The organism is Burkholderia sp. LFS061 (assembly GCF_047978125.1).
GTDB classification, from domain to species: Bacteria; Pseudomonadota; Gammaproteobacteria; order Burkholderiales; family Burkholderiaceae; genus Burkholderia; species Burkholderia pyrrocinia_C.
In genome coordinates this window covers 1-19,179 of the sequence record NZ_JBFPFS010000066.1, presented here as the reverse complement: position 1 = coordinate 19,179, position 19,179 = coordinate 1, and the positions used below count along the sequence as shown (strand labels likewise).

Here is a 19,179-nt window from a genome sequence, read left to right as displayed (position 1 = left end):
TCCGGCCGATCCCCCGGTGTGCCGCTCCCGGACAAAAAACGCGGTAATCTTGCGGAACCCGTCACTTTATTAGCGGCCGTGCGACCGAGCGCGGCCGCCTGCATTTGCATATGTCGACATCACCCGTCCGCCAGTGGGGCCTCGAAGAAATCGTAGCCGGCTTGCGCGAGTCGCGCGAGGAACTCCATCGCACGCGCCATCCGCGCGGCATCCGCGAACTGCCGTCCCGCGATGCGATCTGCAAGATTGTGACCGGCCTGCGCGCGTCGATGTTTCCGACGCATTACGGCGCGCCGGATCTCACCGACGAAAGCGTCGACTACTACGTCGGCCACACGCTCGAAAGCACGCTGCGCGTGCTGTGCGAGCAGATTCGCCGCGCGCTGCCGTTCCTGCCCGAGCATGCGGACACGCCGTTCGCGGAACTCGACGAGCGCGCGTTCGAGATCGCGCGCGAGTTCGGCCGGCAGTTGCCGGCGGTCCGCGCGCTGCTCGTCAGCGACATCCAGGCCGCGTACGCAGGCGATCCGGCCGCGCAGCACATCACCGAGATCCTGCTGTGCTATCCGGGCGTGCTGGCGATGATGCACCACCGGCTCGCGCACGCGCTGCACCAGCTCGGCGTGCCGCTGCTCGCGCGCTTCATCAATGAAATCGCCCACTCGGCCACCGGCATCGACATCCACCCCGGTGCACGGATCGGCCCGAGCTTCTTCATCGACCACGGCACCGGCGTCGTGATCGGCGAGACGGCGATCATCGGCGAGCGCGTGCGCCTGTACCAGGCCGTCACGCTCGGCGCGAAGAGCTTCCCTGCCGATGGCGAAGGTGCGCTGGTCAAGGGCAACGCACGGCACCCGATCGTCGAGGACGACGTGGTGATCTATGCGGGTGCGACGATTCTCGGCCGTGTGACGATCGGGCGCGGCTCGGTGATCGGCGGCAACGTGTGGCTCACGCACAGCGTGCCGCCCGGCACGAGCGTCGCGCAGACCAGGGCCCGCGAAGGCGGCAGCGCCGAGAAGCCGTAACGCGGCGCGCGGCCGCCGGCCGCCGCTGCGCGTGCATCAGCGCTTGCCGGCGGGCGAGCGGTGCTTGTACAGCACGTCCTGGTCGACGCGGATCAGGTTCTGCCCCGCATCCACCACGAAATCCACGCCGTTGTAGGCGTTGCCCGTTAGCAGCAGGATCGCGCTCGCGACGTCGTCGGGGCCCGCGATGCGCGCGAGCGGCGTCGATGCGCGGCTCGCGTGTTCGAAGTCGGCCTGCGTCTGGTCGTCGCTCGGCAGCATCAGCCCCGGGAATACCGCGTTCACGCGCAGCACGGGCGCGCATGACAGCGCGAGCATCTGCGTGAGGTTGCCGAGCGCGGCCTTTGCGACCGTGTAGCTGAAATGGTCGCGGTGAAAGTTTTCCTTGATCTTCTGGTCGACCACATTCACGACGACACCCTGCGTGCCGGCGGCACGCGCCCGTTCATAGAACGCGCGCGTGAGCAGGATCGGCGCGCGGCAGTTGACGGCCCATGCCTGGTCGAACGCCGCGAGATCGAAGCTCGGGAAATGGTCCTGCCAGAACACCGACGCGTTGTTGACGAGCACGTCGAGGCGCCCGAAGCGCGCATACACCTGGTCGATCAGCGAAGTGATCTGCGCGGCATCCGACAGGTCGGCCTGCAGCGCGATCGAATCGTGCCCGCGCTCGGCGATCGCGCGGGCCGCCGCGCGTGCGGCATCGGCCGAACGGTCGTAGTGCACCGCGGTGCGATAGCCGTGCGCGGCGAAATACTCGGCGAACGCGCGCCCGGCCCGGCGCGCGGCGCCGGTCACGAGCACGACGGGCGCATGCGCCGTTTGCTTCGTCGACTCCATTACGTATTCGTCAGGTTGACTGAAGAAGGATTGGCAACGATCGACAGGAATTCGCGCCGCGTCGACGGATCGGTGCGGAACGAACCGAGCATGCGCGACGTGACCATCTCGACGCCCGGCTTGTGCACGCCGCGCGTCGAGATGCACTGGTGCGCGGCTTCGAGGATCACGCCGACGCCCTTCGGCTGCAGCACGTCGAACAGCGTATCGGCGATCTGCACGGTCATCTTTTCCTGGATCTGCAGGCGCTTCGCGAACGCGTCGACGAGGCGCGCGAGCTTCGAGATGCCGACCACGCGATGGTTCGGCAGATACGCGACGTGCGCGCGGCCGATGATCGGCACCATGTGGTGCTCGCAGTAGCTCTCGAAGCGGATGTCCTTCAGCACGATCATCTCGTCGTAGCCGTCGACTTCGCTGAACGTGCGCGCGAGGATGTCGCGCGGCTCCACCGCATAGCCGGCGAAGAACTGCTCGTACGCGCGCACGACGCGCGCGGGCGTGTCGACCAGGCCTTCGCGTGCGGGATCGTCGCCGGCCCAGCGCAACAGCACGCGGACGGCGGCCTCTGCTTCTTCGCGGCTCGGCCGGGATGCGGCCTGCTCGGGCCGTGCGGATTTTTTACCCATGTAGTGACTCCATCGAAGGCCGCCTGCGGCGGCCGATATCCGGCAATTGTTTCATGCTTTCGCGGGTCGTGCGTGCTAGCTCGAACAGGCCCTGGCGCTCACTTCGGCCATTCGTCCTGCTCGTCGTTGAACAGCGACGCGACCACGCCGCGCAGCCACGCGGTGCGCGGATCGTTGTGGTACTTGCGATGCCAGTGCTGCTTCAGGTCGAAGCGCGGCAACGCGAGCGGCGGCTCGACGGGCACGATGAACGCATGCTCGGCTGCGTACGCATAGCCGATCGCATGCGGCACCGTCGCGATCAGATCGGTGCGGCTCAGGATGAACGGCAGGCTCATGAAGTGCGGCGTCTCGAGCACCGCGCGGCGCTGCATGCGCTGCTTCGCCAGGTATTTCTCGAGCACTTCCTGGCTGCGCCCTTCGGCGCGCACCACCGCATGCCCGCACGCGAGGAACTGCTCGACCGTGAACGGCGGCGTCTGTTCGAGCGGATGGCCTCGGCGCATCAGGCAGACGAACCGGTGCGTGAACAACCGTTGCTGGAAGAAGTTGTTGCCGTCCAGATCGGGGAAGTAGCCGACCGCGAGATCGATCGACCCGGCTTCGAGGCCGCGTCCGACTTCGTCGTGCGCGAGCGAGACCGAACGCAGGTTCGCGTGCGGCGCGCGCGTCGCGAACGCCTGCAGCAGCTTCGGCAGGAACACGATCTCGCCGACGTCCGACAGCGCGATCGAGAACGTATGCGTGCTCGCGGCCGGATCGAAGTCGTGCGGCGCGACGAGGCCGCGCTCGATCTGCGCGAGCGCGTCGCGTGCGGCCGGCAGCAGCGCGAGCGCGCGCGGCGTCGGCTCCATCCCGCGCGACGTGCGCACGAACAGCGGATCGCCGAAATACTCGCGCAGCCGGCCGAGCGCCGTGCTCACGCGTGGCTGGCTCACGCCGAGCAGGTCGCCGGCGCGGCTGACGTTGCGCGTGTCGTCGAGCGCGACGAGGTAGGGAATGAGGTTCAGATCGAGCGAATCCATCATCGGGCCAATATCTTCAAAACGTATACAACATATCTCCTGAATCGCGTTGCCGCATAGTCGGGAAAGCGCTCAAATGTGTTCCATTACTCGAACCAATGTTCAGGAGACGAACAATGCGCACCCAAGTCGCGATCATCGGCGCCGGTCCGTCCGGCCTTCTGCTTTCCCATCTGCTGCGCCTGCAAGGCGTCGATTCCGTCCTCGTCGAAGCGCGTTCGCGCGAATACTGCGAGAACCGCATCCGTGCCGGCGTGCTGGAGCAGGGCACGGTCGATACGCTGAATGAAGCCGGCCTTGGCGACCGGATGCGCCGCGAAGGGCTCGAACATCACGGGATCGAGCTGCTGTTCTCCGGGCAGCGCCACCGCATCGACCTGTCCGAGCTGACCGGCGGCCGCGCGATCACCGTCTACAGCCAGCATGAAGTCGTGCGCGACCTGATCGCGGCCGGTGTCGAGCACGGCCACCCGATGCACTTCGAAGTCAGCGACGTCGCGCTGCACGACGTCGAAGGCGAGCACCCGTTCGTCACGTTCAAGCACGCGGACGGCCGCGCGGACCGCATCGACTGCGACTACATCGCCGGCTGCGACGGCTTCCACGGCATCGCGCGCCAGACGATCCCGGCCGAGCGGCTGAACACGTTCGAGCGCGTCTACCCGTTCGCATGGCTCGGCATCCTCGCCGACGCGGCGCCGTCGCTCGACGAACTGGTGTACGCGCATCACGACAACGGCTTCGCGCTGTTCTCGATGCGCTCGCCGACCGTCACGCGCCTGTACCTGCAGTGCAAGCCCGACGAGGACCTCGCCGAATGGTCCGACGCGCGGATCTGGGACGAACTGCACACGCGCTTCTCGAACGACACGGGCTGGACGCCGACCGAGGGCCGGATCACGCAGAAAAGCGTGACGCCGATGCGCAGCTTCGTGTCGGAGACGATGCAGCACGGCCGGCTGTTCCTTGCCGGCGACGCCGCGCACATCGTGCCGCCGACCGGCGCGAAGGGGATGAACCTTGCGGTCGCCGACGTCCGCGCGCTGTCCCGCGCGCTCGGCGCGCGCTACCGGACGGGCGATGCGACGCCGCTCGACACGTATTCGGCGACCTGCCTCGAGCGCGTGTGGCGCGCCGAGCACTTCTCGTACTTCATGACGAACATGCTGCATTCGTCGCCGGAGGATTCGCCGTTCGTCAATCGCCTGAAGTTTGCCGAGCTGAAATACGTGACGCGCTCGCGGGCCGCCGCGCAGTCGCTCGCCGAAAACTACGTCGGGCTGCCGTTCGACGATGCAGGGACCCCCGAGGCAACCCGCCTTGACAACGCGCTGTGCGCGACTCTATGATCGGCCCATCGTTCGCCAATCGAATCTAGGTTCGATTGGCGAACAAATGCCCGGGTCGAAATCGGCCCGGCGCGGCACGCGGCACGCGCGTGCCCCCTCGACAGGCCGCGCATCGTGCCGCGGGTTCGTATCAGGAAGAGACATGGTCAACAAGATTTTCGAATCGCTTCAGTCGGCGGTTGCCGACATCCACGATGGCGCGACAATCATGATCGGCGGCTTCGGCACGGCCGGCATGCCGTCCGAGCTGATCGACGCGCTGATCGAACAGGGCGCGCGCGACCTGACGATCGTCAACAACAACGCGGGCAACGGCGAGACGGGTCTGGCGGCGCTGCTCAAGGCGAAACAGGTGCGCAAGATCATCTGCTCGTTCCCGCGCCAGAGCGACTCGCAGGTGTTCGACGCGCTGTACCGCGCGGGCGAGATCGAGCTGGAGCTCGTGCCGCAGGGCAACCTCGCTGAGCGCATCCGCGCGGCGGGCGCCGGCATCGGCGGCTTCTTCACGCCGACGGGTTATGGCACCAAGCTCGCGGAAGGCAAGGAAACGCGCGTGATCGACGGCAAGCCGTATGTGTTCGAGACGCCGATCCACGCCGATTTCGCGCTCGTGAAGGCGTACAAGGGCGATCGCTGGGGCAATCTCGTGTATCGCAAGACCGCGCGCAACTTCGGGCCGATCATGGCCAGCGCCGCGAAGGTCGCGATCGTGCAGGTGTCGGAAGTCGTGCCGCTCGGCGCGCTGAACCCGGAACACATCGTGACGCCGGGCATTTTCGTACAGCGCATCGTCGAGGTGCCGCAGGCCGCCCATGCGGCCGAGCTGGCCGCCGAACACGCTGCATCGCAAGCCGCTTGAGGGAGATATCCAGATGAAACGACTGACCCGCGATGAAATGGCCAAGCGCGTCGCGCAGGACATCCCCGAAGGCGCGTACGTGAACCTCGGCATCGGCGTCCCGACGCTGGTGGCGAACCACCTCGACCCGAGCAAGGAAATCTTCCTGCACAGCGAGAACGGCCTGCTCGGCATGGGCCCCGCGCCCGCGCCCGGCGCAGAAGACGACGAACTGATCAACGCCGGCAAGCAGCACGTGACGCTGCTCACCGGCGGCGCGTATTTTCACCACGCCGATTCGTTCGCGATGATGCGCGGCGGCCACCTCGACTACTGCGTGCTCGGCGCGTTCCAGGTGTCCGCGAACGGCGATCTCGCGAACTGGCATACGGGCGCACCCGATGCGATTCCTGCCGTCGGCGGCGCGATGGACCTCGCGATCGGCGCGAAGCAGGTGTTCGTGATGATGGAGCACCTGACGAAGCAGGGCGAGAGCAAGATCGTCGCGCAGTGCTCGTATCCGGTCACCGGCGTGCAATGCGTGAGCCGTATCTATACGGATCTCGCCGTGCTCGACGTGACGGCCGACGGCCTCGCGGTGAGCGAGATCTTCACCGACCTGTCGTTCGACGAACTGCAGAAGCTGACCGGCGTGCCGCTGATCGACGCGACGCAAAAGGCCGCTGCCTGAACCGCAGGCGTGCCGGCGCGCGCGATCGAGCGCACGCCGGCGCGCTTGGGTGGACAATAGGCGCACGCCGTTTCCCCAATCTGATGCCATGCTCGAAGACAGCGCCCGCCTGACCTCCCTCATCTGCGGCACCGAGCCGCTCAACCGGATCTGGTCGCCGCGCGCGACGATCCAGCGGATGCTCGACGTCGAGGCCGCGCTCGCGCGCGCGCTCGCCGCGCAGCAGGTGATTCCCGCCGCCGCGGTCGCGCCGATCGAACGGGCGTGCGACGCAAGCCGGCTCGACGCCGACGCGCTCGCGCACGGCGCGGCGCTTGGCGGCAATCTCGCGATTCCGCTCGTCAAGCAGCTCACCGCGCAAGTGAAGGCCGACGACCCCGAGGCCGCGAAATTCGTGCACTGGGGCGCGACGAGCCAGGACATCATCGATACCGCCACCGTGCTGCAGCTGCGCGACACGCTCGACGTGCTCGAGCCGATGCTCGACCAGGCGTGCGCATCGCTCGCGGCGCTCGCACGCACGCATCGCGCGACGCCGATGATCGGCCGCACCTGGCTGCAGCAGGCGCTGCCGATCACGCTCGGCCTGAAATTCGCCCAATGGCTCGATGCGCTGCTGCGCCATCGCGCGCGCTTCGCCGAATTGCGCGAGCGCGTGCTGGTGCTGCAATTCGGCGGCGCGGCCGGTACGCTCGCGAGCCTGCGCGAGCACGCGCGTGGCGTCACGGCCGCACTCGCGGCCGACCTGAAGCTCGCCGTGCCGGCCGTGCCGTGGCATACACAGCGCGACCGCATCGCGGAAGCCGCATCATGCTTCGGGATGCTGACGGGTACGCTCGGCAAGATCGCGCGCGACGTGTCGCTGCAGATGCAGACCGAAGTCGGCGAACTCGGCGAGCCGGCCGCCGCCGGCAAGGGCGGCTCGTCGACGATGCCGCACAAGCGCAACCCGGTCGGCTGCGCGGCCGTGCTGACCGCCGCCGTACGCGCGCCGAACCTCGTCGCGACCGTGTTCGCGGGGATGGTCCAGGAGCACGAGCGCGCGCTCGGCGGCTGGCAGGCCGAATGGGATGCGCTGCCCGACCTCGCGCGGCTGACGGGCGGCGCGCTCGCGCAGATCGCGCAGATCGTCGCGAGCCTCGACGTCAATACCGAACGCCTTGCCGCGAACCTCGACCTGACGCACGGGCTGATCCTCGGCGAAGCCGTGATGCTCGCGCTTGGCGACCGGATCGGCCGGCTCGATGCGCATCACGTCGTCGAGCATGCGTCGAAGGAAGCCGTGCGCACCGGCGCGACGCTGTTCGACGTGCTCGCCGCCGATGCAACCGTGTCCGCCCACCTGTCGCGCGACGCGCTCGCGCGGCTGCTCGATCCCGCACATTACGTCGGCGAGGCGCAGGCCTATGTCGACGCCGTGCTCGCGCTGCATGCGGGTACGACCCAACCAGGAGAACATTGATGCCTTTCGCCACTGTCAACGGCGTGAAACTGCATTACCGGATCGACCGTGCCGCGCGTGACGACGCGCCGTGGCTCGTCTTCTCGAACTCGCTCGGCGCCGACCTGCAGATGTGGGCGCCGCAGATCCGTCCGCTCACGCAGCATTTCAACATTCTGCGCTACGACACGCGCGGCCACGGCCATTCCGACGCGCCGGCCGGTTCGTACACGATCGACCAGCTCGCGGGCGACGTGATCGGCCTGCTCGACCACGTCGGCATCGCGCGCGCGCATTTCTGCGGGATCTCGATGGGCGGGCTGACGGGCGCCGCGCTGGCCGCGCGCTACCCGTCGCGTATCGTTCGTGCGGTGCTGTCGAACACCGCCGCGAAGATCGGCTCGCCGGAAGTGTGGGCGCCGCGTGCGCAGAAGGCGCGCGCCGAAGGCATGGCTGCGCTTGCCGACGCCGTGCTGCCGCGCTGGTTCACCGACGCGTTCGTCGAACGCGAGCCGCGCCTGTTCGACGCGATCCGCGACACCTTCGTGCATACCGACAAGGACGGCTACGCGGCGAACTGCGACGCGCTGAACGCGGCCGACCTTCGTGAAGAGGTGAAAGGCATCGCGCTGCCGGTGCTCGTCGTGACCGGCGCGAAGGACATGTCGACGCCGCCCGACCAGGGCCGAGCGCTGGCTGCCGCGATTCCCGGTGCGCTTCACGTCGAATTCGACGCCGCGCACATTTCGAACATCGAGTGCACCGGCGGCTTCAACCGCGCGCTGCTCGATTTCCTGACTGCGTGAGGCACCGGCGATGGACGACCAGGAACGTTACGAAGCAGGGATGAAGGTGCGCCGCGCGGTGCTCGGCGATGCGCACGTCGACCGTTCGCTCGAGAACCGCACCGAGGTGACCGACGAATTCCAGAACCTGATCACGCGCTATGCATGGGGCGAGATCTGGACGCGCGACGGCCTGCCGCGCCATACGCGCAGCCTGCTGACCATCGCGATGATGGTGGCGCTGAACCGCGGCGAGGAACTGGCGCTGCATCTGCGCGCCGCGCGCAACAACGGCGTGACGCGCGACGAGATCAAGGAAGTGCTGCTGCAGACCGCGATCTATTGCGGCGTGCCGGCCGCGAATTCCGCGTTCCATCTCGCGGACAAGATTTTCAAGGAACAGGACGGGGCCGCCTAGGACGGCCGCGTAAGACGGCCGGTCAGGAGTGGTCGGCTGAGGGCGACCGCAACCGATCGTGTGGCCCGCTGTCCCAAGCGGGCCGTCGACGACGGGATCGATGAACGCGCCGGCAGAGTATCGGCGCGCGGCGCACCGGATGGCCGGTGGGCGAACAAAGGAAGGGCGCGGCTGCCATGCCGTATTGCTCATACATATATGGGACCGGAGTAAGCGCTGAAGCGCCAACTCCGGTCGACACAGGAGACTCGCGATGAATCGCGCAACCACGGTCGATGTCCAGACCTTCATCAACGAGCAGCCGTTCGGCGGCTTTCAGTGGCTCGTGTTCCTCATGTGTTTCGTGATCGTGCTGCTCGACGGCTTCGATACGGCCGCGATCGGCTTCATTGCGCCGTCGCTGCTCGGCGAATGGAACCTGACCAAGCCCGATCTCGCGCCCGTGCTGAGCGCCGCGCTGTTCGGCCTCGCGTGCGGCGCGCTCGTGTCGGGCCCGCTGTCCGACCGGCTCGGGCGCCGCTCGCTGCTGCTCGGCTCGGTATTCCTGTTCGGCGTTGCGTGTTTCGTGTCCGCGTTCTCGACGACCATCGGACACCTGACGATCCTGCGCTTCATCACCGGCGTCGGGCTCGGCGCGGCGATGCCGAACGCGGTCACGATGATGGGCGAATTCTGTCCGGACAAGCGCCGCGCGACCGTGATCAACCTGATGTTCTGCGGCTTCCCGCTCGGTGCCGCGTTCGGCGGTTTCCTGGCCGCGTGGATGATTCCGCATTTCGGCTGGCGCAGCGTGCTGATGCTCGGCGGCGTGACGCCGCTGCTGCTCGGCGTGCTGTTGCTGCTGAAGATGCCGGAATCGGTGCGCTTCATGGTCGCGAGCGGCCACGCTGTCGACAAGATCCGTGCAACGCTCGCGCGCATCTCGCGCGACGCGCTGAATGCCGGCTCGTTCGCGATGACCGAAGCCGCGCCGCAGACGGGCGGCAAGGGGCTCGGCGTCGTGCTGTCGCGCTCCTACATCGTCGGCTCCGTGATGCTGTGGATCGCGTACTTCATGGGCCTCGTGATCTTCTACGCGTCGATCAACTGGATGCCGATCCTGCTGAAGGATGCCGGCCTGACGCCGAAGAGCGCGACGCTGATCTCGGCGCTGTTCCCGCTCGGCGGCGTGGGCGCCGTGCTGTGCGGCGTGCTGATGGACCGCTTCAACGCGAACCGCGTGATCGCCGTGTGCTATGCGCTGACGGCGGTGAGCGTGTATGCGATCGGGCAGGCGGCCGGCAACGTCGGGCTGCTCGTGCTGGTCGTGTTCGTGGCCGGCGTGCTGATGAACACCGCGCAATCGTCGATGCCGGCGCTTGCCGCCGCGTTCTATCCGACCGAGGGGCGCGGCACGGGTGTTGCGTGGATGCTCGGCGTCGGCCGCTTCGGCGGGATTGCCGGGTCGTTCCTCGTCGCCGAACTGACGCGCCGGCACTTCACGTTCGCGGGCGTGTTCGCGACGATCGCCGTCGCGGGCGTGCTCGCGTGCATCGCGTTGCTGATCAAGCAGATGGCGCGGCCGCATGGCGTCGTGCAGCCGGCAGGCAAGATCGAGTCGCTCGGGCATTGAGCGAAGCGCGGGCCGGTGCGATGCGCCGGCCCTCTGTGAGCGGCGCCCTTCGCGCCGCTATTCCTCCGCGTCGTGTTCCTTGACGAAGTTGCGCAGATACGCGCGCAGCGCGGCCTCCCGGCCGCGATGATCGGCGAGGTTCGCGGCGCCCATCTCTTCCTCTTCGCCGAACAGCGTGGGCGGCGCGCAGTAAGTGCCGACTTCGATATTCTCGCGCAGCACGCGGATGTCGTGCGTGAGCGGGCGATACTCGGCGACCCAGTGCATCCCCTCGATGTGCTCGCCCGTCCTCAGCATTGGCTTCATCGGCTTTCTCCCGACAGCAGCGGCGCAACCGCGAAGCGGCTGCGCGCGCCCGTACCGAAAGGGTACGCCTGCATCACATGAATCTCAACGGGCGCGCTGTGAGCGCTCACTGCGGCAGCAGGTGCGCGATGAGCGGATACAGCGACAGGATCAGCAGCACGGCCATCGTCACGTTGAAGACGCGCAACGCGCGGCGGTTCGACAGGAAGCGGCGCAGGCCGAGGCCGAACGCGGCCCACAGGCTGATGCACGGAAAGCCGATCAGGATGAACACGACGGCCATCCACGCGGCGTTCATGCCGTAGTCGGCGGACAGACGGACCGTCGTCGCGGCGGTCAGCACCATCATCCAGGCTTTCGGGTTGACCCACTGGAACGCGGCGGCTTCGATGAACGTCATCGGTCGCGGCTTGGCGCCGTGCGCCTTCACTTCGCCCGACGTGCCGATGCGCCAGGCGAGATAGAGCAGGTACGCGACGCTTGCGGCTTCGAGGATCGTGTACAGCAGCGGCAGGCGCCTGAACGCTTCGCCGAGGCCGAAGCCGACGCAGAGCATCAGGATCGCGACGCCGATACTGATGCCGAACAGGTGCGGCATCGTGCGGCGGAAACCGAAATTCACGCCGGATGCGAGCAGCATCGTGTTGTTCGGGCCGGGCGTGATCGACGTGACGAGCGCGAACAGCATGCCGGCGGGCAGCGCGCTCAGGGTGAGGAATTCCATCGCGGATTCTCCATTCGGTTCGAGACTGGGATGGAGGTCAGTTTAGCGACGGTTTGCGGTACAGTACCGGTACAGTTGGTTTGACGATTGCCGGTACGGGGGAGGGGGAGGGCTGGCGATGGTGGGAGGTGGTGTTGTTGTCTCTCAGAAAAGATGTCCGCGGTCTCAATAAGTTGTCTTTGAATTGATGATGAAAGCGCCTTGGAATAATCCGCTTTAACCCGCGCAATTTTTTGGAATTTTACGTCTGCGCCTTACCCCTCGCCGTGAGGCCGCCTTCAGCGGAATCCTGCCAGACGAATGCAACCAGATCCACTTCGACCGCAGCGTATCGAGGCAGCCGGAATGCGCTGAGTGACGTTCTGGCGTGTACGCCCGCTTCGCCGAACACGGAATACACCACCTCCGATGCGCCATCGGCGACGGCACTGTGCTCTTCGAATGCGGGGTCGCTTTGCATGTAGACGCCGATGCGCGGAACTGCCCGGACCCGATCGAGGGTGCCGAGTGACCGTTGTAATAGCGCGATGCAGCGTGCGGCACAGATCATCGCGCCGCGCCGACCATTGTCCACCGACACTTCCGATCCGATCAAACCGCGAATGGTGATTTCGCCGTTAAGCTTCGGAATTTGTCCACTGACGAAGATCTGGTTGTCACAGCGCATGAGCGGAGCGTACCGCCCGGCCGCACCAAAGTCGTCGTCTACGGCGAGTCCCAGCGCATCGGCAATTCCGCGGAATATCGCGTCCCGGTTCATGTCGATCATCTCCGTTTCGTCGTCCGGCGCTATGGTATTCATTGATACACCGGCGGGGAATCGCGGGAGGTGCCCGTCGAATGCGTGATCGCGTGGCCGCCATACGCAACAGCCGCCGCGTCCCAGCCGACGTCGATGTGCGATGCCATGACCTGCAGGTCGCGCCAGTGACGTTGTGCAGGATGGGCGTCGAATGCCGCGGCGGTGCCCATGCTGCCGATCAGTCGTCGGATCGCGTCGACGCAAAGCTGCGCGATGAATGCGCGATCACGCCTGATGCGGACCGTCTCGGCAGGCGACACCGCGCGCCGCGCGGTGCCGGCCGTGTGCAAGGTGCGGACCAGCACGTCGTAGAGACGACCCGCGCAGGTGAGCTCCGCGTCGCTTTTCGCGATGTGCCCGCAAAGCATCGCGTCGCAGCTTCTTCCGCGGCTGCGGAGCGTATTGATGCAGTGCCGGTACGCGCCCTGTGCGCAGCCTAGAATCGGTCCGATGATCCACGTCGTGCTGTACGGGATGAGCGGCACGTCGTACAGATACGCGTCGGGATGCAGGTCGGCGCCGGCGGGATGCGGGCCAAAATAGTTCGAACGAGCGAAGATCCACTCGTCCGATACGTACAGATTGTCGAATGCAATATCCCTGGAACCTGTCGCGCGCATGCCGGACACGTGCCACGTGTCGAGCGCACGGACGTCTTCGCGTCGAACCACGACCTTGAAGATCTCCTGGGCCTCCGGTGCGTCCGTCCCGCTGAGTCGTGCCGAGACGATCACCCAGGTTGCGTGATCGATGCCCGAGCTGTAGCGCCAGATGCCGTTCAACCGGAATCCGCTGCCGTCCCTGACGAACGTGCCGTTCTGAACCGTGGCCGTCGCGAACAGCTGTCGCGGCCCGTTCGCGAAGATGATGTCCTGACAGGCGGCGGGCAGGCGCGCCGCAGTCGTCACATGTCCGCCGACGACACTTAACATCCAGGCCGTGGACGCGCACGCGGTGGCTGCGAGCCGCGCAGCTTCGACAAGTGTCGGGAAGTCCTGTTGCAATCCGCCGTAGCGGCGCGGTGTCAGCAGGTGGAGGAGCCCGGCGTCGTGCAGTTCGGCCATTGTCTCGGGCGACAGGCGCGCGAACTGATCGGCCGCCTGTGCGCGAGCCTGCCAGCGTGGGAGCAGTTGTTCGATGCGTCGGCCGATCTGCGTGCGCTCGAGTTCGAGCCCGTCCACGCATGACCGGATCGTATCCATTGACAGGAGGTCATCATGCAGCTGCATCACGTCGCGTCTCCTCGCGGCCCGGCCACTCTGCGCGGTACGGGGTGATCGAAGCAGAACACGGGCTCGATGCAGGGTTCGCCGAGCAGCGAGACGAATTCCTCGATCGATCGTGCGTCGTTGGAGGCGACGAACTCGTGAAAATTCGTCCCGTTCCAGAGCAGATAGACATGTTCGAACTGCTCGTGGATCGACGCGACGAGCGTATCGAACGTCACCTGTCCGTTTTGCATCTGCGAAAGCATCTGGTTGCGCTTCCAGTCGATTTCCTCGCGGCTGAAGTAATGACTCTTGTGCAGTTCGTCCTTGACGCTCTCGCGCTTGTCGTACTCGTCGAGCGAATCGCAGTTGAGCTTCTCGAGGAAGAAGATCAATCCGTTCGGCTTGAGCAGACGCGCGACATGACGAATCTGGTCCGCGCGATCCACGCCATAGAACTGAAATGCGGCAGTCTCGTAGATGTAGTCGAAAGTGCCGGAGAAGCGGTCGAGGCGCGCATGCTCCCGGAACAGCCGAGGGGTGACGTGGGCGAATGCCTGCGGGTGGAACGTCGAGAAGTCGTGATTGGCGAACTGGTTGAACGCCGTTTCGTTGGCCGGATTGGGCGAGTTCGTGAAAGTGCGGATCAGGCCGTTCGATCGTTTTGCCAGCGTTCTGCCGTTGGTGCCGTCGAAGGCATCGACTTCGTAAAACTCGAAGTGCTGATCCGCGTGCTGCCTGCGACGTTCGGAATACCGCGTGAGCGCGACGCCGACGCGCGACATTTCCTCCAGTATGGCTGGCACGCTGGCAAGAAAATGCGTGAACAGCGGCCCGGCTTCGGCGACCATCAGGTCGTGATACGCAAGCACGTCCGGATCGCGCAGCAAATGGCGGATGCGGCTCGCGACCGATTGCTTCGGCACCTGCGTCGCGCCCGTCGCAAGGCTGTGAAAATAACTTGCCATCCGGATCATCGGCGCGCTTTCCAGGTATTGCTCCGCGCCGTCCTCGATTCCGCTTGACGTCATGGTTGGCCTCTTCGCATGTGGTATCAGTTCAAACCCTGGGCGGACACTTTGCCGCCGAACGTTCTTGGCAGCGCTCGCAGGAAGTCGATGCTTGCCGGAACCGCGGCGGAATCCAGATGGCGGCGACAATGATCGAGCAGCTCGATTGCGTTGGCCGCAGATATCGCAGCCGGAACGACATAGGCTTTGGGGACGCGTGCGCCGTCTGACCGAGAAACCGGTACGACGAGCGCTTCCGCAACGGATTCGTGGTCGAGCAATAGCCGCTCGACGGCGCGCGGATTCACCGGCACGCCGTCTCGAGTGAACAGGTCGCCCTTCCTGCATTGAAAGAACAGGAATCCGTCCTCGTCCATCGCGAACAGATCACCGGTCATGAACACGCGCGATTCACCGAAACATCCTTTGCGAATGACGCGGGCGGTATCGCTTTCGCGCCTCCAGTATTTCTCCATCAGCAGATCGCCGGCTACCGCCAGTTCACCGACCTGCCAGGGCTGGACCACGAGCGCATTGTCGTTGCCGACGAGGTAGGTTCTGATGCCCGGAATGGCTTTGCCGACCGAGCCGATACGTCGATCGAGTTCGGCGGGCGGCAGGTAGGCGATGCGTTTGCACTCGGTCGAACCGTAGTTGCAGTAGATCAGGACAGCCGGCAGCGCACGCCTGAGCAGGCGAATGTACTTGTCGGGCAACGCCTGTCCGCTGGTCGAGACATACCGCAGCGATTGCAGTCTCGAGGCAGGCAGATCGCCCGATTCGCACAGACGGAAAAGCGCCGGCGGAAAGACATGCAGGCCGGTTACGCCGTATCGCTCGATGATGTCGACGATGGCGGCGGCTGAAGCTGGCAACGCCGTCTCGACCACGGCACGGCCCCCGAACAGCAGCGGCATGACCGTGTTGTAAAAGCCGTAGTCCGAGCTCAAGCCCGGGGAGAAACTGAGCACGATGTCGCGTTCGCTATTGGCGAGATAGCCGGAGACCGAGCGGAACGCGGCAATCATGTTCCGGTGCGTGACGAGTACGCCCTTCGAATCGCCGGTCGAGCCGGATGTGTAGAAGATCGTTGCTGCGTCATCCATGGAGGGATTGCCCGCTTCGGATGCGCCGTCGGCCGCGAAGCAGACGACATATTCCGACAGGTCGCCGCGGGTCGCGTCGATCGTGACCGCGCGATGACGGGACGCGATGCGGGGCGAGGTCGATCGCGATGCCACGAGCGCGCTGGCGCCGCAATCCGCGATCTGCTGCTCCAGTTCGGCGGTGTCGATCGTGTGCCTGATGCATGCCAGTACGCATCCGGCCTTCAGGATGCCGAATGCAGCCGCCACCGCATGCACGGACATCTCCGAATAGATCGCGACGCGCGCGCCGGCGGGAATGCCGAGACGGTGAAGCGTATCGGCTATCGTCAACATCACGTCCAGCAATTCGCCGTAGGTTGCCGAACGTCCGTCGACCACCAGCGCGACTTTGTCTCGCCGGCTGCTCGCGCTGCGCTCGAAGTATTGCGGGAATCGTTCAATCATGGCATCAGCCTTCATGTGATGACACCGAGGCCGACGAGGGGCTGTGGCCTTTTCGAATGCGGGGCGCGAGCGAGACCAGCAACCCGAGGCAACCCATGCACACGGATAGCACCATGATTACCGTGTCTGGTCCGAAACGCGTCGAGAACGCGCCTACCGCGACGCCCGCGAGCGGCTGTGTCATGTTGTTGAGGAGGATGACGACTCCCGTCGTCTTGCCGTAGTCGCGCGCGGGGATGATCTTCTGCCGCGTGCTCCGGATGTACACGTTGAACATCTTGTCGAATCCGACGATCAGGAGGAAGCCGAAAACGTACCCTGCAATTCCCGGGCTGGCTGCCGCGATAACGCCGCCGATACAGATCGAACCGAAGCCGACGAGGCCGAGGACGCGCCTCGGGACATGCAACCTCGCCGTCATCAGCAGAATCGCGATCGTCACGCACGCGCCTGCCGTTTGCAGTCCTGCGTAATAGCGCCCGCTTTCGTGATGAAAGCCGGTGACCATCGCGGCGGATGTCGCGAGCGTGACGCCGATCACGAGGTTCTCCGCGGCAGCCAACATGATGATGGACTTGAGGCCAGGGAGACGGATGACGTGAGACAAGGCCGTCTTGATCGGCGTGAACCAGGTGCCGTGCGTCCCTTCCGGCATCACGAATTCGAACGCGCTGGCCTTTTGCCAATAGGCGAGCGCGACGTCGGCTGTGACAAACAGCACGGCCGCGGCCACCACGACGAATTCCCAGCGCCACCACGACAGCAGGATCGCCGCGAGCATGGGGCCGAGCACCAGACCAAGCTGGTCGGCCAATTGCGAATACGACAACACTTTTTCGAAGCGATGGCTGCTGAATATCTGCGGCAGCATCACCTCGCGCGCAACGATGCCCTGACTCGTCAGCATGCCGCACAACGCGGACAGCGCGATCAGCCATCCGATGCCGCCGACGAGGTCGTAGGCGACGACGCCCGCGACGCATACTGCCGCGCGGAGAACCTGACTGACTCGCATCAGTTTTGTGGGCGAATACCGGTCGCAAAGCGCGCCTAGAAACGGGAAGCACAGGTATCTCGGCAGTGTTTCGAGCGAAAACGCGATGCCCGACCAGGACACGCGTCCTGTCATCTGAAAGATGACCAGCGGCACGAGAAACAACAGAATCTGGTCGGCGAGGCGGGCAAGGAAAAGCGAATGGAAAAAGGCTTGATGCTGGGCGCGCACGAACAGTCACCTTTCTTTTGCGCGGAGCACGCGATGCATGCGCGCTCCTGCGGACGTTGCCGGGAGGTCTGGTACCCCGGGGCCTCTTGGAATGAGCGTATCGAGCCTCAGTAAGCGGACGCTTCTGCAGACCCCAGGTTATGCCGTTCGTGTCCCTTGAGTGGGGGATTGAAGACGCTGACAAGCACCAGATCCCCGTCTTTGCCGCCGCGCAGGTAATGCTGGTCGTGTCGATCGAGCACGTAGATGGTGCCCGGGCGGATCGGAAAGACGTTACCGTTCATGTCTTCGACCTCGCCTTCGCCTGCAATGCAATAGCAGGCTTCGAGATGGTTGCGGTATTGCAGGAGCGATTCTGTACCCGCGCGCACCACCGTATGGCACACGCCGTAGCCCATGCCGTCCCTTTCCGTCAACAAGCGATGGCTTGTGCCGGAGCCCCATTCGACAAGCAGCCCATCCTTTTCGACATCTCTCAGGTTCCTGACGAACATATTCGCACTCCTTTCTTTTGTGTAAGAAATTATTGTCCTGCTCTCAGCGGAAGCGAAGCCACGAAAAAGCAAGCCAGTGCCCGTAACAGAATGGCCGGCTAAATCATGTAGTTTTTCAACATTAACCGCTGATGGCGTGGCTGGTCAAGGGCGGGATATGAGGGAATTTCCAGTGATTATGTAAATCTGCCTTGGAGGTGTTGGGGTGAGGCTGGACAGGTGCAATGTAGTTTATCTACATTTTTGTGGGTTGCCTGGCTTGCCGACATAATCCGTGGCGGTGTTTCCTGGCAGCGACACTGCCTTGCGATCGCGACGTAGCGAACAAGCAGAGCGATCTCCGGTGCGTACCAAGACGTTCTCGTGTGGGCACGGCCGGCCGAGGCCAACTCGGAGTTCCTCCAGTGATTGGCATCGAATGGCGTGGCCGGATCTGACGTGCCGCAATTCGCCGCGACGACCTAGTGTCCCGTTCCGTTGTTAACCGAACTATGTTCGCGTAGCATGTAGACGTCAACGGAACGGGAGACGTCAACATGGCGATGGGACGACCGAAGGCGGAACTGGTGCTGAGCGAAGACGAGCGCTCGCAACTGATGTCGATCGCGCGTTCTCGCTCGATTTCGGCTGCGTTGGTCACGCGGGCGCGTATCGTGCTGGCGGCCGCTGACGGCGAACCCAACAGTGCGATCGCGCAGCGCCTGCAAATCAGGCGCGCCACAGTGGGCAAATGGCGCCTGCGATTTCTGGAGCAGCGCATCAACGGACTCTATGACGAAGTACGCCCCGGCAAGCCGCGCACGATTGACGATGAGCGACTGGCCCAGTTGATTCACAAGACCTTGCACACCAAACCCGCGGATGGCTCCACGCACTGGAGCGTCCGTACGATCGCCGCCGAAACAGCTATTTCGCCCACGAGTGTGCACCGTTACTTCAAGCTGCTGGGGCTGCAACCGCATCGCAGCGAAAGCTTCAAGCTCTCGACCGATCAATTCTTTATCGAGAAATTGCGCGATGTGGTCGGCCTGTACCTGAGCCCGCCGGAGAACACCCTGGTCTTGTGCGTGGACGAGAAGAGCCAGTGTGTAGTGGTCTAATGAATCCGGACACTGATTTAGGCGAGAATGTTCGCCATGAAGAGGTGTCTGATGAGCAAGCAACGACGTACGTTTTCCCCGGAGTTCAAACAGCAAGC

Annotated in this window: 20 protein-coding genes and 1 pseudogene; 10 read left to right on the top strand and 11 right to left on the bottom strand. The window is 65.0% G+C overall.

Annotation, left to right across the window (positions count from 1 at the left end):
* Positions 1-110: 110 nt before the first annotated feature.
* Positions 111-1,031 carry a serine O-acetyltransferase EpsC gene (epsC, locus tag ACNQQL_RS33510; protein WP_152855866.1) on the top strand — a complete coding sequence of 307 codons (921 nt, stop codon included), beginning with the start codon at positions 111-113 and terminating at the stop codon, positions 1,029-1,031.
* Positions 1,032-1,067: 36 nt separating this feature from the next.
* Here epsC and ACNQQL_RS33505 read toward each other — a convergent pair whose 3' ends face one another.
* From ACNQQL_RS33505 to ACNQQL_RS33495, 3 genes are all read right to left on the bottom strand, one after another.
* On the bottom strand, positions 1,068-1,871 hold the full coding sequence (locus ACNQQL_RS33505) for an SDR family oxidoreductase (RefSeq protein WP_347068667.1): 804 nt from the start codon (positions 1,869-1,871) through the stop codon (positions 1,068-1,070).
* On the bottom strand, positions 1,871-2,500 hold the full coding sequence (gene folE / locus ACNQQL_RS33500; RefSeq protein WP_034181462.1) for a GTP cyclohydrolase I FolE: 630 nt from the start codon (positions 2,498-2,500) through the stop codon (positions 1,871-1,873). Before folE ends, ACNQQL_RS33505 begins: the two co-directional genes overlap by 1 nt.
* A 98-nt stretch (positions 2,501-2,598) precedes the next feature.
* Positions 2,599-3,525 (bottom strand): LysR family transcriptional regulator, encoded by a 927-nt coding sequence (locus tag ACNQQL_RS33495; RefSeq protein ID WP_034181461.1) that lies wholly within the window; start codon positions 3,523-3,525, stop codon positions 2,599-2,601.
* Positions 3,526-3,641: 116 nt separating this feature from the next.
* Between ACNQQL_RS33495 and pobA the strand changes: the two genes are divergently transcribed.
* The 7 genes from pobA (at position 3,642) to ACNQQL_RS33460 (ending at position 10,659) form a co-directional block, all read left to right on the top strand.
* Positions 3,642-4,874, top strand: coding sequence for a 4-hydroxybenzoate 3-monooxygenase (pobA, locus tag ACNQQL_RS33490; protein WP_347068665.1), 1,233 nt, complete (start codon positions 3,642-3,644; stop codon positions 4,872-4,874).
* A 142-nt stretch (positions 4,875-5,016) separates the two neighbouring features.
* Positions 5,017-5,733: a 3-oxoacid CoA-transferase subunit A gene (locus tag ACNQQL_RS33485; RefSeq protein WP_034181459.1), complete on the top strand. Its 717-nt coding sequence runs from the start codon at positions 5,017-5,019 to the stop codon at positions 5,731-5,733.
* Positions 5,734-5,746: 13 nt separating this feature from the next.
* A complete protein-coding gene (locus ACNQQL_RS33480) occupies positions 5,747-6,403 on the top strand; it encodes a CoA transferase subunit B (RefSeq protein ID WP_047903702.1) in 657 nt (218 codons plus the stop codon).
* 88 nt (positions 6,404-6,491) lie between these two features.
* Entirely contained in the window at positions 6,492-7,865 is a 1,374-nt protein-coding gene (locus tag ACNQQL_RS33475; protein WP_347068662.1) for a 3-carboxy-cis,cis-muconate cycloisomerase, read from the top strand.
* Entirely contained in the window at positions 7,865-8,650 is a 786-nt protein-coding gene (pcaD, locus tag ACNQQL_RS33470) for a 3-oxoadipate enol-lactonase (RefSeq protein WP_072445101.1), read from the top strand. Before ACNQQL_RS33475 ends, pcaD begins: the two co-directional genes overlap by 1 nt.
* Before the next feature lie 10 nt (positions 8,651-8,660).
* On the top strand, positions 8,661-9,047 hold the full coding sequence (gene pcaC / locus ACNQQL_RS33465) for a 4-carboxymuconolactone decarboxylase (RefSeq protein WP_046548861.1): 387 nt from the start codon (positions 8,661-8,663) through the stop codon (positions 9,045-9,047).
* Positions 9,048-9,300: 253 nt separating this feature from the next.
* A complete protein-coding gene (locus ACNQQL_RS33460) occupies positions 9,301-10,659 on the top strand; it encodes an MFS transporter (protein ID WP_347068659.1) in 1,359 nt (452 codons plus the stop codon).
* A 57-nt stretch (positions 10,660-10,716) separates the two neighbouring features.
* On the opposite strand, the gene ACNQQL_RS33455 is transcribed toward ACNQQL_RS33460, so the two are convergent.
* The 4 genes from ACNQQL_RS33455 to ACNQQL_RS33440 form a co-directional block, all read right to left on the bottom strand.
* On the bottom strand, positions 10,717-10,965 hold the full coding sequence (locus ACNQQL_RS33455; RefSeq protein WP_347068657.1) for a hypothetical protein: 249 nt from the start codon (positions 10,963-10,965) through the stop codon (positions 10,717-10,719).
* A gap of 106 nt (positions 10,966-11,071) precedes the next feature.
* Complete coding sequence (locus tag ACNQQL_RS33450) at positions 11,072-11,689, bottom strand: LysE family translocator (protein WP_347068655.1); 618 nt, start codon at positions 11,687-11,689, stop codon at positions 11,072-11,074.
* Positions 11,690-11,930: 241 nt separating this feature from the next.
* Positions 11,931-12,458: a RidA family protein gene (locus ACNQQL_RS33445; RefSeq protein WP_347068653.1), complete on the bottom strand. Its 528-nt coding sequence runs from the start codon at positions 12,456-12,458 to the stop codon at positions 11,931-11,933.
* Positions 12,459-12,487: 29 nt separating this feature from the next.
* On the bottom strand, positions 12,488-13,555 hold the full coding sequence (locus ACNQQL_RS33440) for an acyl-CoA dehydrogenase (protein WP_256260598.1): 1,068 nt from the start codon (positions 13,553-13,555) through the stop codon (positions 12,488-12,490).
* Here ACNQQL_RS33440 and ACNQQL_RS33435 point away from each other — a divergent pair.
* Positions 13,541-13,678, top strand: coding sequence for a hypothetical protein (locus tag ACNQQL_RS33435; protein WP_347068651.1), 138 nt, complete (start codon positions 13,541-13,543; stop codon positions 13,676-13,678). The two genes, ACNQQL_RS33440 and ACNQQL_RS33435, sit on opposite strands and share 15 nt — an antisense overlap.
* A gap of 41 nt (positions 13,679-13,719) precedes the next feature.
* Here ACNQQL_RS33435 and ACNQQL_RS33430 read toward each other — a convergent pair whose 3' ends face one another.
* The 4 genes from ACNQQL_RS33430 to ACNQQL_RS33415 form a co-directional block, all read right to left on the bottom strand.
* Positions 13,720-14,859, bottom strand: coding sequence for a class I SAM-dependent methyltransferase (locus tag ACNQQL_RS33430; protein ID WP_347068649.1), 1,140 nt, complete (start codon positions 14,857-14,859; stop codon positions 13,720-13,722).
* The gene (locus ACNQQL_RS33425; RefSeq protein WP_347068647.1) at positions 14,754-16,277 is read right to left on the bottom strand and encodes a class I adenylate-forming enzyme family protein; all 1,524 of its coding nucleotides are present in this window, start codon (positions 16,275-16,277) and stop codon (positions 14,754-14,756) included. Before ACNQQL_RS33425 ends, ACNQQL_RS33430 begins: the two co-directional genes overlap by 106 nt.
* Entirely contained in the window at positions 16,267-17,487 is a 1,221-nt protein-coding gene (locus tag ACNQQL_RS33420; protein WP_347068645.1) for an MFS transporter, read from the bottom strand. Before ACNQQL_RS33420 ends, ACNQQL_RS33425 begins: the two co-directional genes overlap by 11 nt.
* 107 nt (positions 17,488-17,594) lie before the next feature.
* Entirely contained in the window at positions 17,595-17,981 is a 387-nt protein-coding gene (locus ACNQQL_RS33415; RefSeq protein WP_347068643.1) for an ectoine synthase, read from the bottom strand.
* 536 nt (positions 17,982-18,517) lie between these two features.
* On the opposite strand from ACNQQL_RS33415, the pseudogene ACNQQL_RS33410 reads away from it, so the two are divergent.
* A pseudogene (locus tag ACNQQL_RS33410) lies at positions 18,518-19,069 on the top strand (IS630 family transposase); the annotation flags it as partial.
* Positions 19,070-19,179: the final 110 nt, after the last annotated feature.